The sequence below is a fragment of the Pyxidicoccus sp. M6 genome, from assembly GCF_055568925.1.
The window spans coordinates 2,706,681-2,732,671 of the sequence record NZ_CM145714.1; the positions used below are offsets into that span (position 1 = coordinate 2,706,681).

At 70.6% G+C, this 25,991-nt stretch carries 24 protein-coding genes and 1 pseudogene; 8 read left to right on the forward strand and 17 right to left on the reverse strand.

All coding sequences use genetic code 11. The annotated features are described in order from the left end of the window. The gene (locus ACVTJA_RS11305) at positions 1-789 is read right to left on the reverse strand and encodes an endonuclease/exonuclease/phosphatase family protein (protein WP_465836318.1); all 789 of its coding nucleotides are present in this window, start codon (positions 787-789) and stop codon (positions 1-3) included. Further along, on the reverse strand, positions 786-1,697 hold the full coding sequence (locus ACVTJA_RS11310; protein WP_465836319.1) for a LysR family transcriptional regulator: 912 nt from the start codon (positions 1,695-1,697) through the stop codon (positions 786-788). Before ACVTJA_RS11310 ends, ACVTJA_RS11305 begins: the two co-directional genes overlap by 4 nt. 70 nt (positions 1,698-1,767) lie before the next feature. Between ACVTJA_RS11310 and ACVTJA_RS11315 the strand changes: the two genes are divergently transcribed. Beyond that, positions 1,768-3,138: an MFS transporter gene (locus tag ACVTJA_RS11315; RefSeq protein ID WP_465840364.1), complete on the forward strand. Its 1,371-nt coding sequence runs from the start codon at positions 1,768-1,770 to the stop codon at positions 3,136-3,138. Positions 3,139-3,258: 120 nt separating this feature from the next. Here the strand turns inward: ACVTJA_RS11315 and ACVTJA_RS11320 are convergent, their stop codons facing one another. From ACVTJA_RS11320 to ACVTJA_RS11330, 3 genes are all read right to left on the reverse strand, one after another. Further along, positions 3,259-4,857, reverse strand: coding sequence for a fibronectin type III domain-containing protein (locus ACVTJA_RS11320; RefSeq protein ID WP_465836321.1), 1,599 nt, complete (start codon positions 4,855-4,857; stop codon positions 3,259-3,261). A 198-nt stretch (positions 4,858-5,055) separates the two neighbouring features. Then, complete coding sequence (locus ACVTJA_RS11325; protein ID WP_465836323.1) at positions 5,056-7,107, reverse strand: fibronectin type III domain-containing protein; 2,052 nt, start codon at positions 7,105-7,107, stop codon at positions 5,056-5,058. A 107-nt stretch (positions 7,108-7,214) separates the two neighbouring features. Beyond that, positions 7,215-8,909 (reverse strand): fibronectin type III domain-containing protein, encoded by a 1,695-nt coding sequence (locus ACVTJA_RS11330; RefSeq protein WP_465836324.1) that lies wholly within the window; start codon positions 8,907-8,909, stop codon positions 7,215-7,217. 208 nt (positions 8,910-9,117) lie between these two features. Between ACVTJA_RS11330 and ACVTJA_RS11335 the strand changes: the two genes are divergently transcribed. Together ACVTJA_RS11335 and ACVTJA_RS11340 are read left to right on the forward strand one after the other, a co-directional pair. Continuing rightward, positions 9,118-9,984: a DUF2339 domain-containing protein gene (locus ACVTJA_RS11335; protein ID WP_465836326.1), complete on the forward strand. Its 867-nt coding sequence runs from the start codon at positions 9,118-9,120 to the stop codon at positions 9,982-9,984. A gap of 1 nt (position 9,985) precedes the next feature. Then, positions 9,986-10,657, forward strand: coding sequence for a hypothetical protein (locus ACVTJA_RS11340; RefSeq protein ID WP_465836327.1), 672 nt, complete (start codon positions 9,986-9,988; stop codon positions 10,655-10,657). Here the strand turns inward: ACVTJA_RS11340 and ACVTJA_RS11345 are convergent. The 3 genes from ACVTJA_RS11345 to ACVTJA_RS11355 all read right to left on the reverse strand — a co-directional run bounded on the left by ACVTJA_RS11345 (position 10,641) and on the right by ACVTJA_RS11355 (position 13,537). Then, on the reverse strand, positions 10,641-11,888 hold the full coding sequence (locus ACVTJA_RS11345) for a serine/threonine-protein kinase (RefSeq protein WP_465836329.1): 1,248 nt from the start codon (positions 11,886-11,888) through the stop codon (positions 10,641-10,643). The genes ACVTJA_RS11340 and ACVTJA_RS11345 overlap by 17 nt on opposite strands. A gap of 36 nt (positions 11,889-11,924) precedes the next feature. Beyond that, on the reverse strand, positions 11,925-13,076 hold the full coding sequence (locus ACVTJA_RS11350; RefSeq protein ID WP_465836331.1) for an oxygen-binding di-iron domain-containing protein: 1,152 nt from the start codon (positions 13,074-13,076) through the stop codon (positions 11,925-11,927). Positions 13,077-13,231: 155 nt separating this feature from the next. After that, positions 13,232-13,537 carry a hypothetical protein gene (locus ACVTJA_RS11355; RefSeq protein WP_465836333.1) on the reverse strand — a complete coding sequence of 102 codons (306 nt, stop codon included), beginning with the start codon at positions 13,535-13,537 and terminating at the stop codon, positions 13,232-13,234. 181 nt (positions 13,538-13,718) lie between these two features. Here ACVTJA_RS11355 and ACVTJA_RS11360 point away from each other — a divergent pair, with 181 nt between their 5' ends. Beyond that, on the forward strand, positions 13,719-14,189 hold the full coding sequence (locus ACVTJA_RS11360; protein WP_465836335.1) for a YqaA family protein: 471 nt from the start codon (positions 13,719-13,721) through the stop codon (positions 14,187-14,189). A gap of 166 nt (positions 14,190-14,355) precedes the next feature. Further along, a complete protein-coding gene (locus ACVTJA_RS11365; RefSeq protein ID WP_465836337.1) occupies positions 14,356-16,077 on the forward strand; it encodes a lamin tail domain-containing protein in 1,722 nt (573 codons plus the stop codon). An 81-nt stretch (positions 16,078-16,158) separates the two neighbouring features. On the opposite strand, the gene ACVTJA_RS11370 is transcribed toward ACVTJA_RS11365, so the two are convergent. Continuing rightward, complete coding sequence (locus tag ACVTJA_RS11370; RefSeq protein WP_465836339.1) at positions 16,159-17,340, reverse strand: AI-2E family transporter; 1,182 nt, start codon at positions 17,338-17,340, stop codon at positions 16,159-16,161. A 119-nt stretch (positions 17,341-17,459) separates the two neighbouring features. Between ACVTJA_RS11370 and ACVTJA_RS11375 the strand changes: the two genes are divergently transcribed. Beyond that, positions 17,460-17,876, forward strand: a complete 417-nt coding sequence (locus ACVTJA_RS11375) for a DoxX family protein (protein ID WP_465836341.1) — start codon at positions 17,460-17,462, stop codon at positions 17,874-17,876. Positions 17,877-17,880: 4 nt separating this feature from the next. On the opposite strand, the gene ACVTJA_RS11380 is transcribed toward ACVTJA_RS11375, so the two are convergent. The 4 genes from ACVTJA_RS11380 to ACVTJA_RS11395 form a co-directional block, all read right to left on the reverse strand. Then, positions 17,881-19,137, reverse strand: coding sequence for a threonine/serine exporter family protein (locus ACVTJA_RS11380; RefSeq protein ID WP_465836343.1), 1,257 nt, complete (start codon positions 19,135-19,137; stop codon positions 17,881-17,883). Between the two features lie 95 nt (positions 19,138-19,232). Then, a complete protein-coding gene (locus ACVTJA_RS11385; protein ID WP_465836345.1) occupies positions 19,233-20,579 on the reverse strand; it encodes a hypothetical protein in 1,347 nt (448 codons plus the stop codon). Next, positions 20,525-21,001, reverse strand: coding sequence for a phage holin family protein (locus ACVTJA_RS11390; RefSeq protein ID WP_465836347.1), 477 nt, complete (start codon positions 20,999-21,001; stop codon positions 20,525-20,527). Before ACVTJA_RS11390 ends, ACVTJA_RS11385 begins: the two co-directional genes overlap by 55 nt. A 14-nt stretch (positions 21,002-21,015) precedes the next feature. Beyond that, a complete protein-coding gene (locus ACVTJA_RS11395; protein ID WP_465836349.1) occupies positions 21,016-21,456 on the reverse strand; it encodes a hypothetical protein in 441 nt (146 codons plus the stop codon). A 190-nt stretch (positions 21,457-21,646) separates the two neighbouring features. Here ACVTJA_RS11395 and ACVTJA_RS11400 point away from each other — a divergent pair, with 190 nt between their 5' ends. Then, positions 21,647-22,453 (forward strand): pseudouridine synthase, encoded by an 807-nt coding sequence (locus tag ACVTJA_RS11400; RefSeq protein ID WP_465836351.1) that lies wholly within the window; start codon positions 21,647-21,649, stop codon positions 22,451-22,453. A gap of 53 nt (positions 22,454-22,506) precedes the next feature. Here ACVTJA_RS11400 and ACVTJA_RS11405 read toward each other — a convergent pair. The 4 genes and pseudogenes from ACVTJA_RS11405 to ACVTJA_RS11420 form a co-directional block, all read right to left on the reverse strand. Further along, a pseudogene (locus ACVTJA_RS11405) lies at positions 22,507-22,701 on the reverse strand (RBBP9/YdeN family alpha/beta hydrolase); the annotation flags it as partial. 14 nt (positions 22,702-22,715) lie between these two features. Further along, the gene (locus ACVTJA_RS11410; protein ID WP_465836352.1) at positions 22,716-23,540 is read right to left on the reverse strand and encodes an aminotransferase class IV; all 825 of its coding nucleotides are present in this window, start codon (positions 23,538-23,540) and stop codon (positions 22,716-22,718) included. Beyond that, entirely contained in the window at positions 23,541-24,110 is a 570-nt protein-coding gene (locus ACVTJA_RS11415) for an anthranilate synthase component II (protein ID WP_465836353.1), read from the reverse strand. Next, complete coding sequence (locus ACVTJA_RS11420; protein ID WP_465836355.1) at positions 24,107-25,546, reverse strand: anthranilate synthase component I family protein; 1,440 nt, start codon at positions 25,544-25,546, stop codon at positions 24,107-24,109. The genes ACVTJA_RS11415 and ACVTJA_RS11420 overlap by 4 nt, the downstream gene beginning before the upstream one ends. Before the next feature lie 154 nt (positions 25,547-25,700). Here ACVTJA_RS11420 and ACVTJA_RS11425 point away from each other — a divergent pair, with 154 nt between their 5' ends. Then, positions 25,701-25,991, forward strand: coding sequence for a hypothetical protein (locus ACVTJA_RS11425; RefSeq protein ID WP_465836357.1), 291 nt, complete (start codon positions 25,701-25,703; stop codon positions 25,989-25,991).

A 25,991-nucleotide genomic window follows, 5' to 3' on the forward strand; every position in this document is an offset into this window, starting at 1 on the left:
TCAGCGGAACGTCGCCACCAGCGGGTTGTGGTCCGAGATGTCTCCCACCTCCAACACCTCCGCCGACGCCAGCCGCTCCGCCATCCTCGGCGAGGCGAAGACGTAGTCCGTGCGGTAATCAATCGTCACGCCGCCCCGGTTCCTCCGCGCCGTCACCCACTTCTGCGTCGCCGGCCTCGTCAGCAGCGTGTCCACCCAGCCGTACTCCTCCACGTCGTCGATGACGTCGAAGCGCGGCGGATGCCCGTACTTGTCCGTCCCCGCCTTCCGCAGCCGCTCCTCCAGGTCCACCGGGTACGGGTCCTTGCGCGACAGCGAATTCAAGTCGCCCGCGAGCAGGTAGTTCCCCTCGCGAAACGCCGCCGCGTCCATCAGCGAGCGCAGGTAGCGCGCCTCCACGTACCGCAGCTTCTCCTGGTGCGCGTCGAAGTGCGTCCCGAACAGCGTCACCGGCTCCTTCATGTCCAGCTCGCACTGCACGATGCAGTGCCCCAGGAAGTGCCGGTTGTTGTGCACGCTCACCGAGCGCAGCCCGGGTCGGCTCACCACCGCCACGTGGTAGCAACGCCCGCTCCCTCGCGAGCGCGACTGTCCCAGCACCATGTGCGCGTCGTCCTGCGGCACCTCCAGCGCCTCCGCCACGCGCCGCAGCCGGCCGCCGTCGTCCCAGCCCAGGCACTCCTGCAGCACCAGCACGTCCGGGGACGCGCGCGCCAGGAAGGTGAGGATGTCGTCGAAGCGTTCCTCTCCTCCCTGCAGCACGTTGAACGTCATCACCTTCGTCGTCATGGCGGCCCTCTTCCCCAAGGCTCGGGCATCGCACGCACGCTGTCCACGATGAAGGTCTTCAGCGCCCGCGCCGCCGCCGTGAGGTAGCCCTCACCCCGGTGCACCAGCGCCACCTGCCGCTTCGGACTGCGCACCAGCGGCACTACGTCGAAGCCGCGCGCCTGGTGGTCTCGCGTCATGAGCTCCGGCACCAGCGCCACGCCCAGCCCGCGCTCCACCATGCGGCGGATGGCCTCCGCGTTGTCCGTCTCCAACGCCAGCTTCGGCGTCACCCCGCGCGCCTCGCACTCCGCCTCCAGCGCGCGCGTGCCGCTCATGCCGGGGATGACAATCCACGACTCCTCCACCACCTCGCCCAGCGCCACCGGCTTGCCCTGCCTCGCCAGCCGGTGGCCTCGCGGCACCACCAGCGACAGCCGCTCCTCCCACAGCTTCTGTGCCACCAGGTCCGCCCGCCGCACCGGCAGCGACAGGATGGCCAGGTCCAGCGTCCCTCGCGCCACGCCCTCCTCCAGCGCCGGAGCCATGCCCTCGCTCAGCCGGGGCCGCACTTCCGGGAAGCGCTGCGCGAAGGCGGGGATGATGTCCGGCATCAGGTACGCGCCCACCGTGTGCAGCGTGCCCAGTGCCACCGAGCCCTGAGGTGTACTCGACAGCCGCTCCAGCTCCGACGTGCCCTTGGACAGCGCCTCCAGTGCCCGCTGGGCGTGCGGCAGGAAGCGCTCTCCTGCGTCGGTGAGCACCGCCCCGCTCGGCGTGCGGACGAGCAGGCGCGTGCCCAGCTCCGCCTCCAGCGACTGCAACTGGCGCGACAGTCCGGACTGGGACAGTCCCAGCCCCTTGGCGGCGATGGACAGGCGGCCCTCCTGCGCCACCTGGAGGAAGGCCCTGAGCTGTTCGGTGGTCATGCGGTTTCCGCAAGAAGTCTATGCGCAAGGTGCGGTTTCCGCATGGCCATCCGGGGCGTAGACCATGAGCATGGATGGAAGCGGCTTGACGGTGGAGCCCCTGGCCAGCGCGCGTCCGGGCACGGCGCGGCGGATGGCCACCGGGGCGGTGTTGCTGGCCCTGGTGGTCAGCGCCTTCGAGGGCACGGTGGTGACGAGCGCCATGCCCACCATCACCCGCGAGCTTGGCGGCCAGCAGCTCTACTCGTGGGTCTTCTCCGCCTTCCTCTTCGCCTCCACCGTGGGCGTGCTCATCTCCGGCAAGCTCGCGGACCGGCTGGGACGCCGGCCCGTCTTCTTCGGCGGCATGGGCCTGTTCCTCGTGGGCTCGGCGCTGTGCGGCCTGTCCGAGTCCGTGCCCATGCTCATCGCCTTCCGAGTCATGCAGGGCCTGGGCGCGGGCGCGCTCCAGCCCACCACGCTCACCATCAGCGCGGACCTCTACACGCTTCGCGAGCGCGCCGCCGTGCAGGGCCTCTTCACCGGCGCGTGGGCCGTGGGCAACAGCCTGGGTCCGCTCATCGGCGGCTGGCTCGTCATGCACGCCTCGTGGCGCTGGGTGTTCCTCGTCAACGTGCCCGTGGGCCTGTTCGCCGCGACGCTGCTGTACCTCTCCTATCGCGACCCGCCGCGCCGCACCGACGTGAGCCTGGACAAGTGGGGCCCCGTGCTGGCCGGCACCACCGCGGCGCTGCTCCTCTTCTCGCTGGAGCCCGGACACGCGGACGCGCGGTGGCTGTGCGCGCTGGGCGCGGTGGCGGTGGGCACGGTGCTGGTGCGCCAGCAGCGCGGCGCCACGAATCCGCTGCTGCCCTCGGAGTTGATCAAGGACCGCACCGTGCTGAGCGGCGTGGCGGGCAGCGTCGCGGGTGGCGCGCTGCTCTACAGCATGGCCGCGTGGGTGCCTTTGTGGATGACGGAGCAGGGCGGGCATACGCCGGTGGGCGCGGGGCTCGCGCTCTTGCCGATGCTGCTGGGCTGGTCCGTGGGCTCCACCTTCGGCGTGAAGCTGCTGGTGCGCGGCGGCATGCGCCTGAGCGCGGGCGTCAGCTTCGCGGTGGCGGCGGTGGGCGCCGGGTTCCTCTCGCTGTCCGCCGCGCTCGGGTGGGGCGTGCCCGCGGCGCTCACGGGCCTGGGGATTCTCGGCCTCGGCCTGGGGCCGGCGGCGAGCACCTCGCTCATCGGGCCCCAGTCCCGCGCGCCGTGGCACCACCGCGGCATCGTCACCAGCAGCCTCTACGCGACGCGCCTCCTGGGCGGCGCGTTGTCGGTGGCGCTGCTGGCGCTGGCTCGCGGCCACTTCGCTTCGCAGTTCGCCATCGCCGCCGGGCTCACCGCCACCGCGGCGCTGGTGCTGGCGGTGTTCGCTCCCGGAAGGGCGGAGCCCGCGTCCGGCGCTTGAGGCGTGAAGCCTGGGGCCGGCGGAAGGGCGCTGGAGATGCGCGCTTCCAGAAGGGCGGAGCTCGCGTCGTGAGCGTCAAGGCCGGGCCGGGGACGTGACTCCCACCGGCCCGGCCCCATGTCACTGCGCGGGCGTGGTGAGCAGCCCGCTGAGCGCCGAGGCGTCGCTGTAGTCCGCGAGGCTGTTGAGCAGCAGCGGCTTGTCCGGTGTGTACCCGTCCGCGTCGACGGCCCGCAGCGTGAGGTAGTACAGCGTCGAAGGCCGCAGGAGGCCGGCAGGGAGCTGGATGGAGGTGGCGCTTCCCTCCGCGTAGAGCCGCGCGTCCCTCACGAAGGTGGGGCCATTCAGGCCGCTGTAGTCGCGCCTGTACAGCGTCACCACGTAGGCATCCGGACGCATTCCCTGGGGCGGCTGCCACCCGAGGACGTGGGTGCCCGTCGAGAGGTGCCGCGAGCTGTACGCCTCCGTTCCGTCCAGGGTCAGCTCGCGAGGCGGCATGATGCTCGGGACGAAAGGCCGCGTGTCCCCAGGAGTGACACGGCGGCTCGCGGCGATGCTGCCGGAAATCCGGAACGTTTCTCTGTTGTCGGCTCGGACCGTGACGCTGAAGGGAACCGTGGCCGTGGCCACCAGGCCCCAGTCAGAGGGATAGGGATTGCCGTAGACGAGGGTGCCCGAGGTATTGGTGGCGAGGCCCAGGGGACGGTCGAGGTTGAGCAGGTATCCCGAGCGCCCGAACCAGCCGTCCGCCAGCCCGTACGCGGTCGGGTACAGATAGAAGGTGGGGCCGCGAAGCACCGCCGCCGGGTTCACCTCGGTGGCGTGGGCCGCGAAGTCGGAGACCTTCCAGTCCAGCGGGAGCTCCTGCATGGGTATCGGCTCGAGCGTTCCCGCGACGGGCAGCTCCTGGGTGCCGTCGTGGGAGAACGGGGGAAGACGCAGGGCGCGGACCGCCGAGACGTATTCCTGGATGCCGCCATCGGGCAGTGGGGCGCTGTAGAGCGGTTGAGGAGACAATTGAACCACTCGCGCCCTGTCACCCCGGGCTTCCTCGAACCGGGGCATCGGGTCCGTTCCGATATAGAGCTCCACCGAGCCAATCGCATACTCCCAGCCGTCCCTCACATAGTCGGGCGTCATGTCGGCATTGAGGCCGAGCTCCTCCGAGAGGAATTGAAGCTGGGAGTAGGTCGTCTCCGCGAAGAGGCCCACGGAAGAATCAAAGATGTACGAGTACCAGGGGTCCAGTCCACGCAGGTCCAGGTTGGCCGTGGAGGGATATTGGAGGGTCTGGCTGTCCGGGCGGCCCAGCTTGTTGATGCTCAGGTCGATGCTGCGCTCGTCCGTCTTGACGTAGTCGGGGCCGACCTTCAGGTAGTACGCGACGCGGGGCACGTCGGAGAAGACGAGTTCCCCAGGCCCTCCGGCCTGGCCTGGGACGGGGACGAGCGCGTCGCCGTCCTCGATGAACAGCTCCACCGGGTTCTTCGTGAAGTCTTCAGGCACCTCCGTGATGCCGGCGGCCGTGCGGTAGCGCGTGAAGCGCCGCACATGCACCGAGCCGTCCACGGGGCCCGTACCCGCGTCGGGGTCCTCGCCCGCATCGCTTCCACTATCCACCGTCGTCCCGCTGTCCGGTGCCGGCTCCGCGTCCTTGGAGCAGCCTGGCGACAAGGTGGTCAGCAGCACCGAAAGCAATATCAAACGCCACGTCTGCATAGGCCCATACCGCCCCACTATTCGCTTGGGCTGCATGCCCGGTCCCCGGTGGTGGCGCAATCACCGGGGACCATATAGCGCTCCGGGCGGCGGATGCGTCATGGACTCATCATGAATCCAGACGCACCGCCCGGGAATCCCTCTCTTGTGCGACATGCGGGCCGGCGGGCGTGACGCTTCCCGCCGGCCCGGTACGGTTCAGGGCGCTGGAGCGGGAACGGTGAGCAGGCCGCTCATCGTCGACCCCCGGTATTGGGTTGCCCAGTCGGCGAGCGTCAACGGCCTATCGCTCATCCGGTACGCGCCCGCGTTGATGGCATCCACGGTGATCATGTAGCCCACCCCCGGCTCGAACAGGTCGGGCGGCAGCAGGACCGAGGTGGTGCTGCTGTCCACGAAGAACGTGGCGACCTGGATGGGAAACGCGAAGTTCTCGTCGAGGACCTCGAAGCGCCGCACCCTTACCGTGTACACCTCCACGTCTCCGGAAGCGGGCGGCTGCCAGTCGACGCGGTGGCTGCCGACGGCGAGCTCTCGCGGCCCATACGCCAGCGTGCCATCCAGCAGGAGCGCGCGCGGGGGCCGCATGAGCGGGGTGATGGGGCCGGCCACCAGCGCGGAGAGGCGATTGGCCACCAGGATGTTGCCGTTGACGATGACGCTCGGCCCGTTGGGAAGCGTGTATTGCATCCCGAAGCTGGTGGTCGCGGTCGCCACCAGTCCCCAATCGGAGGGGAAGGGGTTTCCATAGACGAGGGTGGCCTGGACGTCGGACGCGTCGCCACGAGGACGGTAGTAGGTGAGCAACTCGCCCGACCAGCCTACCCAGCCTTCGGGCGTGTCGTGCGGCGACGGATTCACGCTGAAGGAGAGATTGCGCAGGCTGGCGGAGGGATTCACCTCGGCGGCGAGCGCCGCGAACTCGGAGATGCGCCAGTCGAGCCGCAGCTCCCGCGGGGGCAGCGCTTCGAGCGTGCCCTCGATGGCCATGGGCGCGGTGCCGTCATAGTCGAGCGGCGGCAGGTGCATGGCGCGAACCGTGGTGAGGTAGCCCTGCACGCCTCCATCGGGCAGCGGGTCCAGGTATCGAGGCGACCGTTGCAGCATCCAGGCGCGGTCTCCTCGCGCCTGCTCGAAGATGGGCATGGAGGGCGCCGCCTCGTTGAAGATGCTCACCCCCTGCTCCTCGACGCGGATGTCCCCGTCTTGTGGCGTGAGGGGGCTGACAGTGCTCGTGAAGTCCAGCTCGCCAGAGATGAGCTGGAAGTCGGAATAGGGGTTCGTCTGGGTGTACGGCGGCTTGTTCGTCACCCAGGGATCGAGCCCGGACAGTCGCAGGTCCCCGAGGTCTCCCTGCTCCGAGGGCTCGACGGCCCGTGCATCGGCGCGGCCGAGGCGGTTGACGCCCAGGTCCAGCTCGCGTGCATCCGTGATGAGGTAGTCCCTGCCGACCCTCACGTAGAACTGGGTCTGGGGCACATCCCGGAAGATGAGCTGGCCGGAGCCGATGGCTTCGCCGGGGATGGAGACGAAGGTGCCTCCGTCGAGGACGAACAACTCCACGGGATTCGCGGTGAAGTCCTCCGGCACCTCCGTGATGCCGGTGGCCGTGTAGAAGCGCAGGCTGCGGCGGATGTGCACCGCGTCGTCCGAGGGGCCTGCGTCGGCTCCGGCATCCACTCCGCCGTCACTCGGCCCGCTGCCGCCGTCGATGCCAGCGTCACCCGGGTCCGTGCCGCCGTCGGTGCCCGCGTCCACGCCCGCATCGACCGGGTCCGTGCCGCCGTCCGTGCCCGAGTCCTCCGGGCCGGGCCCCGCGTCCGTGCCCGAGTCCGCTTGGCCCGAGCCGCCGTCCGTGCCCGAGTCCTCTGAGCCCGTGCCTGCATCCGTGCCCGAGTCGGCCGGGCCCGAACCTCCGTCAGTGCCCGAGTCCTCTGTGCCCGTGCCTGCATCCGTTCCTGAATCGGCCGGGGTCGGGCCGGCGTCCGTGCTCGCGTCAGCCGGGTCCGTGCCCGCATCCGTACCCGAGTCCTCCGAGCCGGTGCCCGCATCCGTGCCCGAGTCGGCCGGGTCCGTGCCCGCATCCGAGCCCGCGTCGGTCGGAGGCAGGCCCGCATCCGAGCCAGCGTCCCGGGTCGTTCCCCCGTCCGCCACTGTTCCACTGTCGGGTGTCGGGTCCGGGTCCTCGTTGCAACCCAACCACGTCGTGCAGAGGAACAGCGAAAGCAATATCAGACGTCCGTTCTGCATAGCCCCCTCCCGCCAACACCATGCGCCGGGCTGGATGCCCGGTCCCCCATGCTGGCGCGGTCCGAGGACTATACAGTTACGGATGCAATAGGGATGTCATGGGCCGGTCATGCCGCCAAAGACGCACGCGGGGCAATGCTGAGCAGGCCGCAGAGCGCCGCTGCACGGCTGATGATGTAGCGGTCGTTCAGCATCAGCGGCCGATTCCACACGGCGTACCCCTCGGACACGACGGCCTCGACGGTGAGGGAGTAGTGATTGCCCGGCTCCAGGAACCCCGCCGGCAGCCGGACGGAGGTGGCGTCGCCGTCCACGTAGAACTGGGCCACGGGAACGGGCTGGGGATGCGCCGGGTCGTCCAGGTCGATGCACTGGAGCCGCAGAAGATAGACATCCGGCGCACCTCCCGAGGGCGGCTGCCAGCCGATGACATGCGCCCCATCGTCCAGGATGCGTGAGCTGTAGGCCTCCGTCCCGTCGAGGGTGAGGCCGCGGGGCGGTTGGATGCGAGGCAGCAGCGGCCTGCCGGAGAGGTTGCCGGGCCGGTCCTGCACGAAGACGGAGGCCGTGAGGTGGAAGGCCACTCCGTCGGGCGTCTGAACGGGGACGGCGAAGGTCGTCGCGGCCCGCGCCACCACGCCCGTGCGCGTGAGAGAGGGATTGCCATAACGCACCGTGCCCGCGAGGCGCTCCGGTGCGTTCGGGGACACGCTCATGCTCATCAGCTCGCCCAGGAATCCCATCCAACCCACGGTGCAGGGCTCGGGCGAGGACGGTCGCATGGACAGCCGCGACGTGGCGCACACGGCCTCCGGGTGGACCTCCGCGGCGAGGGCCGCGAAGGCGGAGAGCCTCCAGTCCAGCGCGAGCTCATGCTGGGGCAGCGGCGCGAGCGCCCCTTCGATATTCAGCAGCCCGGTGCCGTCGTGCGAGAGCGGGGGGAGGTGGAGGGCGCGAACCGCCGTGGAGTAGCGCTGGACGCCACCGCCGGGTAGGAGGCACAGCTCGCGCGGCGCGTGCTGCACCACGCGAAGCCTGTCGCCGCGCTCCGCCTCGATGCGGCGGGCCAGGTAGAGCTCGACGTCCTCGTCCGCCGAGGTCGCTCCTTCGTGCATGTCGTAGAGGACCAGGGACGTGCCGAAGCCGAGCTGCTCGGAGACGAGTTGCACGTCGGAGTAGGGCGGGCCCTGCTCGCCCTCCGAGTGATTGAAGCGGTCATGCCAGGGCTCCAGATTGCCCAGGCGCACGCTCACCAGCGAGTCGGTCTCCAGGTCCGCGATGCCGTCCCGGAGCAGCTTGTCGACGCCCAGGTCCACCTTGCGTGCGCGGGTGACGAAGACGTTGTCGCCCTCCCGCAGGTAGTAGCGGCCGTCGGGCACCTTCGCGAACACGTAGTCGCCCGCCACCCCGGGAGCGCCGCGCATGGGGACGAAGGAGCCGCGTTGCCGGACGAAGAGGTGGAGGGAGCGTGGTGGGAAGAACCAGGGATGCTCCTCTTCTTCCTCCTCCTCTTCCTCCTTCGTGAGGTCCCGCATGGAGCCGGAGATGCGCACCGGGCTGGAGCCCGGCGCCTCACCCTCGGCGTCGCCCTCCTCGAGCGGGTCGCCCTCGGATTCGGACTCGGATTCGGCGGGCTCCTCACCCGTCTCGTTGCCGAAGTGGAACGTCTCCGACCTGGAGTCCGACTCCGCTGGCCGTTCCTGCTGCATGGCTCCGCGCTCCGCGGTCCACGCGGACTCGGCACAGCCTGTCCCGGTGAGGCACAGGAACGCGGCCAACGACAGCAATTGCCAGGTGTGCATGGTGTCCCCCGGCCCGGCCCGTGACTCGGCCCCGGGCCCGGCTCCAGATGGGTCAACCATACAGAGTCCGACCGCCGGGAACCGGAAGATTCTCGGAGAGGCCGCGCGGCGTGTAGGCCGACATCCCATCCACGGGCAGCGTCCGCGGCTCGCCGGGTGACAGGGATTGCGGCGGAAGCACGCGGAGTCGCGACGGGGTCCGCTCGCCGTGAGCCGTGCACGGCGGTGTGCACAGGCGTCTCCGGCACTGTGCACACCGCTGCACGCGGGGGCTCAAAAGTGGGCGTGCCGCCTCGCGTCAGGCATTGGCAGGGCGGCTGCAATCCGGGCTCTTCCGCGCGCCGACACATGGCGAAGGAGGAATCGGATGCACACGACGACGACGAAGTGGGACGTGAAGGTGCTGGGAGGCGTGGGCGGTGGCCTCCTGGCCCTGGCGGTGGTGTTCCTCTGGAGAGATTTGCAGGTGGCGCCCGAGTGGCTGCTCGCGGTGGCCACGCTGGGAGCCGCGGCGCTGGCATTCGTCGACGTGCCCCGCACGCGCGGGCTCCTGGGGCCCATCTCGGTGCTCGCGTGCGCGATGGCCGGAGGGCTCTGGTACGCGGCGACGAAGCAGGAGTCGCTGCTCGTGGGGCTGGCGCTGACGCTCGCCGTGGCGGCCCTGTTGGTGTGGCGCGCGGGCGCGCGGGCGGGGGAGGCCTCCGAGCGCGTGCGGAACGTGCTCGTCTGGCATGGCTTCACCATCGCCGCCGTCGCCGCGTCGTGGGCCTTCTACTTCCACTTCCTCACGCTCGGCATCGCCGAGGACAACGTGGCCCGCCGCCTGGTGCTCACGCTGGGATGGCTCGTCGCGGGTGTGGCCCTGGTGCTCATCGGCCGTCGGCGCGGCACGCCTGTCATGCGCGACGCGGGCTTCGGCTTCGTGGCCATCTCCGTGGGCAAGGCGCTGCTCTATGACACCGTGAATCTCCACGGCTCGCTGCGCGTGATGGGACTGGCCGCCGCGGGCGCGCTGCTGGTGGGCGCGGCCCTGCTGTCCTCGCGCGCGTCCGAGTCTCCTTCCCGGAGCGCGTGACATGGGGGCCCTGCTCTCGCTCACCGGCGCGCTGTGGCTGGCCATGGCTCCCGCCGGGACGTGCTGGCTACCCGATGACCAGACGGCGGGCTGGAAGCGCGTGGAGCTGCCGCCGGAGGCGCCCGCGCTCGCCGCCCCCGAGGACGTGGACCAGTTCCGCGTGGGCGAGCCCGCGCGCCTCGTGGAGTCCGACGCGAAGGCCTACGTGGGCGCCACGCACCCGAAGCCCGGGCGCATGGCCTATACGTTCCGCTTCCCGCCCGGCACCTCGCGCCTGGAGATGTCCTTCCTGGAGCCGCTGCGAGGGGCCAAGGTAGACGCCACGGCTTCCGCCGAGGGGCGCACCTTCCCGCTGCTGAGCGAGCGGCGGCAGTCGGGGAACACGCTCGTACTCGACTGGAACGCCGCGGACGTGGACGGCGTGGTGGTGGAGGTGCATCACCACCTGCGAGAGCGGCCCGTGGTGCGTGCGTGGCGCACGGGGCGGAGCGTCTGGCCGGAGCGGGAGGACTCCGTGCCCGCGGCCTTCAAGGCGCCGCGCTCGCTCTACTTCCTCCACCCGGGCGGCGGGCGCTACGTCACGCTGTGCCAGGCACCGGGGCGGATGCTGTCGCTGTCGCGCTGGCCCGCGGACGGGACGCCCGCGGGGGTGTCGCTCAAGCGGGCTCCTTGAGGAACACGTACGGCCACAGCTTCCCCAGCGCGGCGCGCAGCGAGGCCGCGTCGGGGAAGCGGTCCTCGGGGCGCTTCTCCATCAGCTTCAGGACGACGTGCTCGAAGGGCTCCGGCAGGTCCGGGCACAGCGTGCGCGGCGGTGTCGGGGCCTGCTGTACCTGCATGAACATCAGCGGCATCGGCTGGGCGTGGCGGAAGGGGAGCTGCCCGGTGAGCAGCTCGTACGCCACCACGCCCAACGCGTAGAGGTCCGTGGCGGGCGACACGGGAGGGCTGCCCATCACCTGCTCGGGGGCCATGTACTCCGGCGTGCCGAGCACCGCGCCCTGCGCCGTGGCGCCGGCCACGTGCGTGCTCTTCGCGAGGCCGAAGTCCATCAGCTTCAGCACGCCGGTGCGGGTGATGAAGAGGTTGGCGGGCTTCACGTCCCGGTGCAGCACGCCGCGCCCGTGCGCGTGCTCCAGCGCCACCGTGGCGTGGGTGAGCCAGCGCAGCGCCTCGGCCCGCGTGGCCCGGCGCGTGGCCAGCAACTGACGCAGGTCCGAGCCCTCCAGCAGCTCCATGGTGAGGTAGTGGCGCTCTCCGTCCACGCCGGCATCGAAGACGCGGAGGATGTTGACGTGCTCCAGCGCGCGTACGTGCTCCACTTCCTGATGGAAGCGCGCCACCAGGGCCTCGTGGGCGTATGGCACCGCCAGCACCTTGAGGGCGACGCGCAGGTCCTGACGCAGGTCCGTGGCCTCGTACACGGTGGCGCTGCCGCCCGCGCCGAGCCACCGCTCCACGCGGTAGCGCCCGGCAACCACCTGTCCTGGCATCAGCCCCCGGACGTTGGGAGAAGGAGGGAGCGGCGTCACCACGCCTTGCAGGAGCGTGCCGTGAGGCGAAGACACCGGCGTGAGCGGGCGCAGCGTCTCTCCCAATGAAAGCGCGGGCGGAGGCGTCGAGGAACGGAGCAACGCGTCCGCGGGTGTCGCACCGGGCGCGTGCGCGAGTGCGGGCATGGACGGCCCGCCCGGGAATGGCACGTCGGAAGGCATCCCGGAGGGCCGCTGCTCTCGCGACGGCGCGAGCGGCCCGCCGGGAGGCGGCGCGGCGGGTGTCCGAGGCTGTGCCGGCCCTGGCGTCGCGGCGTGCGCCATCGCGGGAGGGCCCCGCGGCGCCTCCGCCTGCTCCACCGCGCCTCCGAGGTACGCCACATCGCCGGCTTCATCATCCGTCGAGTGCACCGGGACCTCCGTCTCCTTTCTCCGGGCCCGCCGGGCTCAGGGGTCCAGCAGCGACACGTGGGACGGCGCTCCCGTGCCCTCGAGGTCCAGGTGCGGCGTGGGCAGGTTGTACTCGGCGGCGGCGCTGGTGGCCTCGACGATGATGGGGCCCGCGATTTCCGGCGGCTCGCCGTGGCACAGCAGGTCCACCACGTGCTCCAGCGTCCACTTGCCCAGCCGGTTCACCACCAGGTGCGTGCCGTCGTACTGCGCGGTGTCCGCCAAATCCTTGCTGGCCGCCAGCTTCGCCTCCACCGAGTCACCCAGGTAGCCGCGCGCCAGCGTCAGCACGCGGTCAATCACCACGTTCCACGCCTGGAGGTGCGTGCGGTCCTGCGCCTCGTCCATGATGTCGAGGCCCACCTGCAGCTTCTCCATGCGCTCCAGGAACTGATGCACCAGCGGCCCGCGGATGACGCGGCCGTGCTGCGGCGCCAGCATCTCCACCGCCGGCGTCAGCTTGCGGATGGCCGCCACCGCGCGCACCAGCGCCGCATTCACGGGCATGTAGATTTGATGGAAGGCGCGGATGCCGGCCCAGTCGGACTCGTCCGCCCACAGCCCCTTCGCGTTGGAGTCGGTGAGGCCGCCGAAGAGGTCTCCGGTGAAGAGCACCCGCGTCTGCGGGTCATAGAGCATCACCGCGCCCCGGAAGTGGCAGAAGGGCGAGGGCACCGGCACGAGCTTGTGCCCGGTGGGCACGCTCAGCCCCTGAGCAAACTTCTCCGTGGGGATGAAGCGGTGGCGCGGCAGGTTCTGGTGGACGATGAGCCGCCACGTGTCCTCCGTGCAGAGGATGCCCGCGCGGGGCGCGTAGCGCGCGGAGATGATGCTCGCGGAGGAGCCCACGTCCGGGTCCTGGTGGTTGATGAACATGGCCGACAGCCGGTCCATGCCACCAATCAGCGACGTCACCTTGGTGTGGATGGTGGAGAAGTCGCTGCTGGAGCCCGGGTCGATGAGGAGGTTGAACTCGGTCTGCCGTTGCGTCTTCGTGTCGGCACCCTTGAAGCGGCGCAGGTAGGGATTGGCGAAGAAGATGGCTCCGGGCTCTCGCTTGCCCACCCAGAACGTCTCGGGGGCAATCTCCACGGGGACGAGACGGAGGTCGGGGGAAGGGCTCGGGACTGGGGCAACGGTGCTGCTCATGGGCTCGGCGTTCCTTCGCGGGGGAGAAGACGTCACCGTCACCCATGGCAAGCCCCATGCCGTCCATGACGCACGAGGTCCAGACGCACGCTTGCCCTCCGAAGGGCGCAGTTCCTGCGTTCCTCCGCGAAACAGCGCATTTCGTGCGCGGCGAGTTACTGCTCGAGCGGGGGTTGCAGCGTTCCGAAGCGCTCGATGCCCTGGTCCACCGCGGCGCGCACCGCGTGCAGCACGGCGTCGTCCGTGAGCTGACGCACCAGCACCAGGCGCGTGGCGAGCAGCGACGGCGCGTCCGACAGCCTCCGTTGGAGCGCCTCCAGCGGCACCAGCGTGAGGGTGAACCCCCGGCCGTCGCGAAGCCGCACCACCACGTCCAGGCCGTCCCCCTGCTGCGACAACTCCGGGTCGTCCGCGACGAGGATGGAGGCCACCCGGGCGTCTCCCGAATCCATGGACCGCATGCACCCTCCGTCAAGACACGAGTCTCGAGGCCCGATGTGGGCCTTCCAGCAAGCATGAGCACCAGTGTGGGCAGCCGAGCAACCCGGCGCATGGGACGGTTGCTCGGGAGCGGACGATGGGAAACCCACCCGCGCGCGCCGGGACATGGCAGGCTCGCGGCGCTTCCCGAGCCCGTGCTCCATGCCTGACGCGTCCACACTCGCCACCTGGGGGCTCCCGGGCCTCTTCCTCGTCGCCATGCTCGCGGGCTCGGTGGTGCCGGTGCCCTCGGAGGCGGCGCTCGCCGCGCTCATCTACGGCGGCACGCCTCTCGCGACGGCCATCGCCGTGGCCACCGTGGGCAACGTGCTGGGCGCGCTGACGCTGTACGCGCTGGGCCGCTGGGTGGCGGCCGGCGGCGGTGGGCCCCTGGGCCGGTGGTATGCGCGGCGGCGCGCGAAGGAGGGCCCACGCCTGGAGCGCATCGAAGCACGTGTGCGCACCTGGGGCGCGCCCGCGCTGCTCATGTCGTGGATGCCGGTGGTGGGAGACGCCTTCGTCATCGCCGGGGGCATGCTCGGCGTGCGGCCCGTGCCCTTCGTCCTCTTCGTCACACTCGGCAAGGGGCTGCGCTACCTTTTCGTCGCGCTCTCCACGGCCGCCGCGATGTAGCCGGCGGCGCTGGGTATATTTCCAAATATTTTCACCGGACTTTGACGCAGCACCCTCCTGGAGAGATTGGATAAACCGGGCTGGTTCCGCGCGTGCTGTCGCACGCGTGAAACACGTATCAGGTGTCTCATCCGACCCCTCACCGCTCCTCACTTCCGGAGCAGGAATGGACCGCGTGCGAAACGACAAGCCCCCTTCGAAGCAGGTATGGCGTTACGTGGCGTTGATGTTCTCCCTCGTGCTCTCCGCGTGCGGCGGTGGCGTGGAGCCGGAGTCCGTATCTCCGGGGGACGAGGCCGCGGTAGGCGTCCGCGAGGACGGACTGGCGAGTGTCCGTCTCCGACTGATGGCGGCCAACCTCACCAGCGGCACGGGTCAGGACTATGACCCGGGCCATGGCATCCGCATCTTCCAGGGCACGGACCCGGACGTGGTGATGCTCCAGGAGTTCAACTACAAGACGAACTCCGCGGCGGACCTGCGCTCCTTCGTCGACACCGCCTTCGGCACGGGCTTCTCGTACTTCCGCGAGAGCGGCAGCGGGATTCCGAACGGCATCATCAGCCGCTATCCCATCCTCTCCGCGGGCGAGTGGGATGACACGTCCGTCAGCGACCGCGACTTCACTTGGGCGCGCATCGACATCCCGGGCTCGAAGGATTTGTGGGTGGTCAGCGTGCACCTGCTGACGACGAACAGCAGCACGCGCAACACCGAGGCCACCAGCCTGGTCAGCCGCATCAAGGCGAGCATCCCCACGGGGGACTACCTGGCCATCGGCGGTGACTTCAACACCGGCAGCCGCAGCGAGGCGTGCTTCACCACCTTCGCCCAGGTGGTGTCCACGGCCAGCCCGTACCCGGCGGACCGCAATGGCAACACCAACACCAACGCGAGCCGCGGCTCGCCGTATGACCACGTGCTGGTGGACAGCGACCTGCGCGCGTACCAGACGGCGGTCGTCATCGGTGGCAGTTCCTTCTCCGCGGGCCTGGTGGCGGACACGCGCGTGTACTCGCCCATCTCCGAGATTTCCCCCGCGCTCTCCGGCGACAGCGGCGCGTCCGGCATGCAGCACATGGGCGTCATCAAGGACTTCCTCGTCCCCAGCGACACGACGAGCGCCAGCGTCACCGTGACGTCGCCCAACGGCGGCGAGAGCTGGGCGGGTGGCAGCTCGCACAGCATCACCTGGACCTCCTCCGGCGTGACGAGCGTGAAGATTGAGTACTCGCTCAACGGCGGCAGCACCTGGACCACGCTCACCTCCAGCGCCTCGGCCTCGACGGGGAGCTACACGTGGACGGTGCCCTCCAGCTCCACCACCACCGCGCGCGTGCGCGTGAGCGACGCGGCCGATGCCAGCGTCACCGACACCAGCAACGCGGGCTTCACCATCACCACGTCTGGCGGTGGCACGGCCAGCGTCATCATCAACGAGGTGATGGTCAACGAGCCGGGCTCGGACGTGACGGGTGAGTTCGTGGAGATCGTGAACGTGGGCACGGCTTCCGCGGACCTGAGCGGCTGGACGGTGGCGGACGCGGCCAGCGTGCGGCACACCTTCCCGAGCGGCACCACGCTGGCGGCGGGCGGAGTGGTGGTGGTGTTCGGCGGCTCGGCGGGCATTCCCTCGGGCACGCCGGGCGCGGTGGTGGCGTCCACCGGCACGCTGGGCCTGACGAACAGCGGGGACACGGTGACGCTGAAGAACGCGTCCGGCACGGCGGTGGATACCGCGACGCTGAGCTCGGGCGTGAGCGGCACGGACGGCGTGTCCGCCAACCGCAGCCCGGATGCCTCGGCCAGCGGCACCTTCGTGCTGCACACCAGCCTGTCCAGCCTCACCTCGTCGCCGGGCCGGCGCGCCAGCGGCTCGTCGTTCTGAGCCTGAGCGAAGGCCTTGGAAACACCGCGGCCCCGCCTCCCGTGAGCATCGGAGGGCGGGGCCGCCTTTGTTTCGTGAGACTCAGTGCGCCTCGGAGGTCGGCGTCGGTGACAGGGGCACCCGCTCGCCCGTCTCCGCGCGCACGGTGGGGGTGCCACGCTCGCCCTCGCTGCCGGGGCCTGGCGTGGCCGGGTCTCCGGGGCGCGGGCTGGAGCGGCCGTAGTCGCGCTCCCAGATGCGCACCAGCGCGAGGAAGAAGGCGACGATGAGGGGCCCGAGCAGCAGGCCCACCGTGCCGAACGCGGCGAGGCCGCCGAGCAGCGCGAAGAAGACGATGGCCCCGTGCTGGTGCATGCCGCGCTTGGCGAGCAGCGGCTTCACCACGTTGTCCACGAGGCCCACCACCACCGTGCCCCAGATGGCGAGGAAGAGCGCCGCCCAGGGGTGGCCGCTGAAGAACATCAACGCCGCCGCGACGAGCACCACGGAGGCCGCGCCGACGGCGGGGATGAGCGCCACGAAGAAGGTCAACCCACCGAAGAACAGCGGCGCGGGCACCCGCGCGATGAAGTAGCCGATGAGCGCCGCCACCGCCTGCACGCCCGCGGTGGCCACCGAGGACAGGAGCACCGCGCCGGACACGCTACGGAACTCGCGCATGATTTCGCGCGTCTGCCCGCGCTTGAGCGGTGACACGCTCTCAATCCACTCCACCAGCCGCGCGCCGTCCGTGAAGAAGAAGAAGAGGGCGATGATCATCATCACCGACTGGAAGACGATGGAGCCGGTGGCCGCCACCGCGCCCGTCACCGCCTTGGCCGCGGTGCCGCCCTGGGTGGTCACCTGCTGCTGAATCGTCTGGTCCAGGTTCTGCTCCTCGACGGGCATCTTCTCCAGCAGGCTCTTCACCGTGCCGCGTACCGGTCCGGGCAGCCGCTCCACGAGGCCGGTGACGCCCTCCTGCTGCACCGTCTTGGTGACGAACTGGGCCCCCTCCGAGACCTCGGTGACGACGAAGGCGGTGAGGCCGCCCAGGGGCAGGAGCAGGGCGAGGACAATGCCGGTGCAGATGATGCTGGCCGACAGGTGGCTCCTGCCGCGCAGCCGCCGCGTCAGCCGCTTGTGCAACCCGTAGAACGCGGCCGCGAGCACCGCCGCGAGGAAGAAGGCCTCGGCGAAGGGGCGGATGACCAGGGCCAACAGCAGGATGGATAACAGGATGAGGCCGGTGAAGACCCGGCGGGCGGTGACCTCGGATGCCATGGCGTCAAGGTAGGGACGCCATGGTGGCAAGGCAGCAACGCACTGCGCCCATGCCTGCCTGGACGCCCTCCTGACGAGAAGACTTGGGCCCGGGCGCCAGGCGGCTAGAGTGGCGCGCCATGCCGTCCTTCGAATCGACCGCCTTTACCCTCTGGCTGCTGCAGGCACTCTGCTCGGCCTTCCTCGCCATCCTCTTCCTCCAGTCCGGCCTGGACAAGGTGTTCGACTGGAAGGGCAACCTGGGGTGGCTCACCGGCCACTTCGCCAAGAGCCCGCTGCGGAGCATGGTGCCGCTGATGCTGGCCACGCTCACGTTGCTGGAGCTGGCCGCCGGCGCGCTCAGCGCGGCGGGCCTCGTGGCCCTCTTCGTCACCGGCAGCGCGACGCTGGCCTTCTGGGGCGCGCTGCTGTCCGCGGTGTCGCTCATCGCCCTCTTCTTCGGCCAGCGCATGGCGAAGGAGTACGCGGGCGCCGCGGTGCTGGTGGCGTACTTCCTGCTGTCGCTGGTGGCGGTGTACGTCACCCGGCTGCACTGAGACGTCAGAGCACCTTGCGCGGAGGCACGAGGGCGTTGGCGGACAGCAGGCCCGCCGCCAGCGCCACGGCCACCATCAGCATGTTGAAGGCCGTGTCCACGCCGGCCACCACGTCCCGCTCCAGCAGCGAGGACAGGCTTCGGAAGCCCACGCTGCCGGGCACCAGCAACATCAGGCCCGGCACCACCGTGGTGACGGACGGCCGGTTGCGCAGCCGCGCCAGCGCATTGCTCGCGATGCCCAGCAGCAGCGCTCCGACGAAGGCACCGAGCTGCGCGCCCAGCAGCAGCGCCCCCAGCCGTGAGCCCACGAAGGCGAAGGTGCACGCCGCCGCAATCCAGCCCCAGTCGCGAGGCCCCGCGCGGAAGAGCACGCCCACCGCTACCGGCGACAGGGCCAGCGCCACCATCTGCGTCCACATGGGCAGCGCCGGAGGTAGCGGTGCCAGGGCCGGCGGGGGCAGCAGCGTCGCGAGCCGGCTCCCCAGCGCGACGCCGAACCCGAGCTGGAGGAACACCAGCGCCGCCGCCGTGAGCCGCGAGGTGCCGGAGATGAGGTGGCGCGTGGCCAACTCATTGATGGCCACCGTCAGCGACAGCCCCGGCAGCAGGACGATGAGCCCCGCCACCGTGGCCACCTGCACGGACAGAGGGCCGAAGAAGCTCGCGGCCAGCACCGCGAAGGACGAGGAGAGGATGGCGGCCACCGGCTCCAGCACCCGCGCGGTGCTCGGCTGCCGCCGCGTCAGCTCGCCCAGCGTGCCGATGACGAGGCTGCTCAGCGCGGCGACGCACATCTCGCGCAGGCCACCGCCGAAGAGCCGCCCCGCCGCGCCGCCCGCCAGCGCCCAGCAGAAGAGCTGGAGCCCCGGGCCGTAGCGCACCGGCATCTCGAGGATGGCCTCCACCTTCCGCGCGCCCTCGGCGGGGGTGAGCCGCCCCTGGATGACGTCATCCGTGAGCACGTCCAGCAGCGTCAGCCGCTCCAAATCCAAATCACCCGGCTCCACGCGGATGAGGCTGGTGCGCAGCGACTCCGGCGGACCGAAGGACGCGAAGAGCGAGGTGGGCGTGGAGAAGAAGCGCCCCTCCAGTCCCAGCCGCTCCGACACGCGCTGCATCAGCCCCTCCAGTCGGTGGGCAGGCGTGCCGTAGCGGTGCAGCGCCTCGGCGAGCCGGAGCGTGAAGGCCACGGCGGCGCCCGGCGGCGGGGGAGACATGGAGGCGAGGATTTCAGAGGGGACGGCCACGGCGGCGCACATGGCAGACGCAGCCGGCCCAAGTCAAACGGAAGGGGAGCAACGGCCCCCTGGCCGCTGCTCCCCCTGTCACCGTGTCGTCACGTTTTGCGTGGCTTTCAGTGCACCTTCGTCACGTCATCCAGCGGCGGGAGCGGAGGGATTCGCGACGAGCCGGAGGGCGACGAGGCGAGCGCGTCCGTGCTGTCCTCCGTGCCCGACACGCTCACCCCCGAGGTGCTCGCGGAGCCCAGTCCGGAGGCGCTCGTCGGCGTGGAGGAGCTGATGCTGCTCGCCCCGAAGCCGGTGGTGGTGGAGGCCGGCGTGTTCAGGTCCGACGTCGAGGACATGCTGGAGGCCGAGTAGCCCTCGCGGTCCTCGTACGTGGAGGCCTGCGACTCGCGGGGCTGGAACCGCTGGTTGAGCTGGTCGCCCAGGTGCGAGATTTCCTCCCCGGCGCGGCGTTTGGCCGGCTCCATGAGGCGGCGCTCCTTGTTCGACACGGGGATGAGCGTGGAGGCCAGCATGCCCACGGCGATGCCGCCCAGCGCCAGGAGGAGGGGCTGCTCGTCCAGCGTGCGGTTGAACCAGTCGGTGCCGCGGGACCGCATCTCGTCGCGCGAGGGGATTCGCTCGCGCAGGTGTGAGGCCCGCTCGCGCAGGTGGTGCGCCGCGCCCGCGGCGCGCTCACGCACCTCGGAGGCCTTGCCCACCGCGCGCTCCTTCACGTCGACGGCCCTGTCCTTCACGGTGTGGGCCGCCTCGGAAGCGCGCTCCTTCACGTTGGCCGCGGCCTCGGAAGCGCGCTCCTTCACGTTGGCCGCCGTCTCGGAGGCCTTCGCCTTCAGGCCGCCCTCGCCGGTGTCGATGTCGCGGCTGGAGGACACGTCGTAGTCGGAGGACACGCCCTCGTAGCCCACGGGCGCGGAGCCCTGGTAGCCCACGTCGCCGTAGCTGGTGCCCGCGCCGTAGCCGATGTCGGTGCGCTCGGCGGAGGCATAGCGGTCGTCATAGCCGCGGCCGCGCATGCCCTCGTAGCGCCAGCGGTCCTCGTCACGCCACCGGTTGTCGCGGTGCGTGTCGTACCGGTGCTCCTCGCGCCTGGTGAAGGCCTTGCGCATCAGGGCCGAGCCCACGCCGGCGCCGATGATGGCGCCCAGCAGGCTCCACCCCTTCGGGGTGTCGGCACGTTCCCTCAGCTCCGTCGTCCTCTGCATCACCGTCTCCTTGGCGTGTGTCTTGAGCTCCGTGGCCTTCTCCACGGCGGCATCCTTTGCGTGCTGCTTGAGCTCGGCCGTCTTCTCGACGGCAAACTCCTTGGCCTTCACCTTCAGCTCCTCGGCCTTCACCTGGGCCATGGCCTTCAGGCGGTCCGGCTCGGCCTTGCGGGCCAGCTCGTCGGCCAGCTCGCTCAGGCGTGCCCGTGCATCTGAGATTTCATGGAGTGCGCGGTCCTGCTCGCCCATTGCCCATCCTCCTTGAGGGTTTGAATCGTCCGTTGAGGTCCGTGGACCCGCTTCAGTCTGCCGAGGCCCGCCCAGGCGACCGCGCCACCCACCGCCAGCAGCACCACCGCCACGATGAGGGCCGAGGCCCACACGGGAATCACCTCCGCCAGCGCCGCCACCAGGAACGCGACGAAGGTCAGCGCTCCGAGGAGCAGCACCACGCCGCCGCCCGCCAGCATTCCGGCGCCGGCTGACGCCTTCTTCACCTCGTCGCGCAATTCCGCGCGCGCCAGGCTCACTTCCGCGCGCACCAGGCGACGCGCCTGCTCCATGAACTCGGAGAACAGCGCTCCGAAGCCGCGGCCCCCGAAGGCACTCTCGGAGGAGGAGTCGCGTGTCTCGTAGCCGTCTCCGTCATGGCGTGGAGTCGTGGGTTCCATCCGCGTGCCTCCCGTCAGACCTTGATGAACCGGCCGAGCGCGAAGCCCACGGCCACGCAGCCCGCGATGAACAGACCGGGCCGCTGGCGCACCTGCGCCTGCGCGTCCGCGAGGAGCTCCTCGGTGGTGCCGTTCTCCAGCCGGTCCGACGTCTTGCGCAGCAGCCCCACCGCGCCGTTGAGGAGCGGGCGCACCATGGCCGCTTCCTCGTTGTTCGATGCCGACTCCAGCGTGGATACCAGCCCCTGGATGCTCTTCACGAGCTCACCCTTACGGCTCTCCACCTGCGAGTAGACGCGGCCCTTGGCCACGCCGCTCAGCTGCTTCACCTGCTCCTTGCTGGCCGCCGCGATGCCGCCCGTGGAGTGCGAGTCACCGGAGCCATCCGTCGCGCCCACCGGGCGCTGAGAGTAGGTGCTGCCCTGAACGTTCGACCCTTCCTGTACGCTGCCCATGCAGTCTCCTCCAGTGCGAGAAATGACCTGTCGAGAGGGGGCTGCCCGGCGCCCATGTGCCCGCGCCCCGTTGTTCCTGAAGGTAGGCACGCCATGTTGAGCGCTCGACGCCGTGGCCGCCTCGAAGGGAGGGCGGGCGGGAGAGGAGGCGGTGCTTGCTGGCGGGGAATGAGGATGCGAGGAAGCAGGCATGGCACGCAGGCAGCGCACCCCGAAGTGGCTGGAGGCGGCCCGGCGCCGCGGGCCCGGAGACGTGCCGGCGGACGGACGCGCGGACTGGCTGTCCCGGGCCCTGGGGCGGGCAGGCGTGCTGACGCGCGCCGAGGCGGAGGCCGCGATTCGCGAGGGGCGCGTGGAGGTCGACGGGCGCGTGGAGCGCGAGCCCTTCGCGCCGGTGAGGCCCGGCACGGTGGTGCGCGTGGACGGCCGCGTGCGCGAGCTGGATGCGCAGCTGTCGGCGCTGATGTTCCACAAGCCCGCGGGGCCGGTGGTGCACGGCTCGGACCCGGAGGGTGTGGGCACCGTCTTCGAGCGTCTACGCGCGGTGCTGCCCGAGGAGCTGCGCGGCTACGAGTGGCTCGCGGTGGGAAGGTTGGACAGGGACACCACCGGGCTGCTCCTCTTCACCAACGACGAGCGGCTGGTGCGGCACGGGACGTCCCCGGAGACGCACGTGGCCAAGCGGTACGTGGCGCGCGTCGCGGGCCGGCCTGCGGAGGCCGCGCTGCAGCGCCTGCGTGAGGGGCTGGTGCTGGAGGACGGGCCCACGCGGCCCGCGGGTGCGAGGCTGCGCGCGCCGGACGTGGTGGAGCTCACGCTCACGGAAGGGCGGCACCACCAGGTGAAGCGGATGCTGGCCGCCGTGGGGCACCCGGTGCTCGCGCTGCACCGCGAGGCCGTGGGCGGCGTGGTGCTGGACGTGGCGGAGGGCGCGTGGCGGATGCTGCGCGAGGACGAGGTTCGAGAGGGGCTCGGGTTCGCGCCGCGCGTGGGGTAGCGGAGAATCGTCTGGCACCCCACGCTGTGCCCGAGGAGGACGGTGGACGGCGAAGGCACCGGGCCCACCGCGTCGCGGAGCGCGGACACCCAGCCGTCGATGGTGGGCGCGCCCGGCGTCGGCATGTCGAGCGTGCGAACGGAGTCGAAGCGCGCCGGAGGCTGGCGCACCTTTTCGTCGAGCCACGGGTAGAAGTCGGTGTTGGGACGGCCCGCCCAGCGGTGGACGATGACGAGGGTGCGGCTCATGGGGGCAGTGTGCCTCAGGTCTCGCGTCGCGCCACCGCCTCGACGAGGACGCGGACCTGCTCGGCGAGTGACAGGCTTTGCGGCAGCTCGCGGCCGAGAAGGCGCGGCACGCCCGTGGCCAGCACCGCGGCGTTGGTGAAGAAGCAGGCACGCACGTCCGCGAGCCGCGCGAGGGGCACCGGCCGCTCCACCACGGACAACCCGTCCACGTGGCCGGCCTCCAGCAGCACCTCGCGGATGATGCCCGGCAGGCACGGTGCGTCCCGCGGTGGCGTGACGAGCGCGCCGTCGAGGTGGAAGAAGAGGTTGGCGGTGGGCAGCTCGCAGACCTCGCCGGCGTCGTTGCCGAGGAGGGGCAGGCGCTCCATCAGCGCGTACTGGCGGAAGTAGGAGAGGCCCTTGTGGTTCAGCGTGGGCTCTCCGCGCCGGTACGCGCCCGGCTCCACCGCGTCCAGGGCGCGGCCTTCACGAAGGTGACGCTCGGCCTCGGGGCTCGCCGGGCGAAGGGTGAGCAGCACGTGCCCATCGCTCACGGACAGCTTGCCCACGCCGGTGAAGCCCGCGCCCAGTGCCGCATCCGCACCCAGGCAGCGGCGGAGCGTGTCACGCACCGTGGCCTCGGAGAGTTGCTCCGGAGAGGGTGCGCGGACAGCGGTGGGAAAGGCCGCGACGCTGGCCCGGAGCCGCGCGAGATGTCGGGCGAGGAAGAGCGGAGCGCCCGAGTCGATGCGGAAGGTGGTGAAGAAGCCCGCGCCGAAGAAGAAGCCCTGCGCGAAGTCGTGCAGGCGCAGGTCCTCCCAGCGCCTCACCTCTCCGTCCACCGCCACCGTCGAGAACATTCAGCGCTCCGGCTCCAGGAAGTTGGCGAGCAGCCTCGGACCGTGGGGCGTGAGGAAGGACTCGGGATGGAACTGGACGCCCTCCAGTCGCGGCAGCTCGCGGTGCCTCATGCCCATGATGAGCCCGTCGTGCGAGGCCGTCACCTCCAGGCACCCGGGCAGCCCCTCGCGCGCGACGACGAGCGAGTGGTAGCGCGCGGCGGTGAAGGGCGCGGGCAGGCCCCGGAACACGCCCTGGCCGGTGTGCTCCACCTCCGCCGTCTTCCCGTGCACGGGCACCGGCGCGCGCACCACCTTCGCGCCGAAGACCTGGCCCAGGCACTGGTGCCCCAGGCACACGCCGAGCAGCGGCACCTTCCCGCCGAAGGCACGGATGACGTCCATCGACGCGCCCGCCTCCGCCGGAGTGCAGGGGCCGGGGGAGATGACGATGTGGCTCGGCCGGAGCGCTTTGACCTCCTCGACGGTGATGGCGTCGTTGCGCACCACCTCCAGCTCCGCCCCCAGCGCGCCGAGCGCCTGCACGAGGTTGAAGGTGAAGGAGTCGAAGTTGTCGATGAGGACAATCATCCCGCCCTCCCGCACGCGGACAACGCGAGGAGCTGCGAGCGCGCCTTGTTGAGCGTCTCCTTGTACTCCTGGCGCGGCTGCGAATCGTGGACGATGCCCCCGCCCACCTGCGCGTAGGCGCGGCCGTCCTTCACCACCAGCGTGCGGATGACGATGTTCAGGTCCAAATCTCCCGTGAAGGAGAGATAGCCGAGCGAGCCCGTGTAGAGGCCGCGCGCGTGCGGCTCCAGCTCGGTGATGATCTGCATCGTGCGAATCTTCGGCACGCCCGTAATCGTGCCTCCGGGGAAGAGCGCGCCCACCACGTCCAGCGGCTCCACGCCCGGCGCGAGCCGCCCCGTCACCTCCGATTCGATGTGGAGCACGTGGGCGTACTCGACGATTTCCATCAGCTTCGCCACCTCCACCGTGCCGTAGGCGCAGACCCGGCCGAGGTCGTTGCGCTCCAGGTCCACGAGCATCGCGTGCTCGGCGCGCTCCTTCTCGCTGGTGCGCAATTCGTGGACGAAGCGCGCCTCCTCCTCGGGCGTGCCGCGCCGCCGGGTGCCCGCGATGGGGCGGGTGATGGCCTTGCCGTCCTCCACGCGCACCAGTCGCTCCGGCGACGCGCTCACCACGTGGAAGCCGTCCCCTTCGAGGTAGCTGGCGAAGTGGACGGGGTTGGTGGCGGAGAGCGTCTCGTAGAGCGCGAGCGGCTCGCCCGTGAAGTCCACCTCCAGCCGCTGCGAGAGGTTGACCTGGTACGTGTCTCCCGCGCGGATGTACTCGCGCACGCGCTCCACCGCGTCCAGGTAGGCCGGCTGCGTGAAGTTGGAGCGGTACTCCACCGTGGGCGCCGGCAGCGACGGAGGCGCGGGCGGCGGCGTGGGGACGGCCTCGCGCACGCACGCCTCCAGCGCGTCCAGGCGCCGCGTGCAGTCCTCCCAGTCCGAGCCCGTGGCCACCGCGAGCAGCTGGCCCTCCTGGTGGTCCACGGCGAGGAAGGTGTCCACGAAGGACAGGGCGATGTCCGGGAGCTTCAGGTCGTCGTTCGGGTGGCGCGGGAGTGACTCGAAGTAGTGGCTCGCCTCGTAGGAGAAGAAGCCCACCGCGCCACCGCAGAAGAGGGGCAGGCCCGTGAAGCGCACGCCCCTCCAGCGCCGCAGCAGGCCGCGCAGCACGTCCAGCGGAGCACCTGCTTGCGGCTCACCATCGATGAAGCACCGGGCGCCCTTCGCGGTGAAGTGGAGGAAGGGTCGGCTGCCGAGGAGGGAGTAGCGCCCCTCCGCGCTGGTCCGGGTGCTCTCCAACAGGAAGCGGTGGCCTTCCGGCAGGGCGCGCAGGAGGTCTGTCGGACGCAGGGCCCCCAGTGCCAACCGCCGCACCACGGGCACCTGGTTGTAGCCCCGGGCCACGAGCGCGTCGAAGGTGGAGCGAGTCTGAGGCGGAAGGTCCATGCCGGGGCGCTTCCTAGCAGGAACGTCCCTCCCGGGCCGGGCCTTCCTCGGCCATGGAATGTGGCACCGCCCGAACAGATTATTCTGCTTAGTTTTGTTTTGCTGTTTTGAGGTTGATAAATATCGCGGTGCAACCCACACCCCGGGAGCACCCATGAAGCTGCATCGGCTGTTGTCGCTTTCCGCCGCCGTCCTCCTCTTCTCCGCCTGTGGCGCGGGCCTCGACGAGTCGCAGGCTCCGGAGCAGGAAGCCACGCCCACCGTGGAGGAGGGCGGCACGGTGAACGCGTTCGTCTGTCCGCCGACGTCCACGGTCTGTACCCCGTGGGAGTTCCAGGGCAACGCCACGTGTGGCGCTGTCTACAAGCGCGAGTGCGAGAGGACGACCTACTCCACCGGCTGCATCGAGCACGTCACCATCTTCACGCAGACGAAGTGCGAGTAG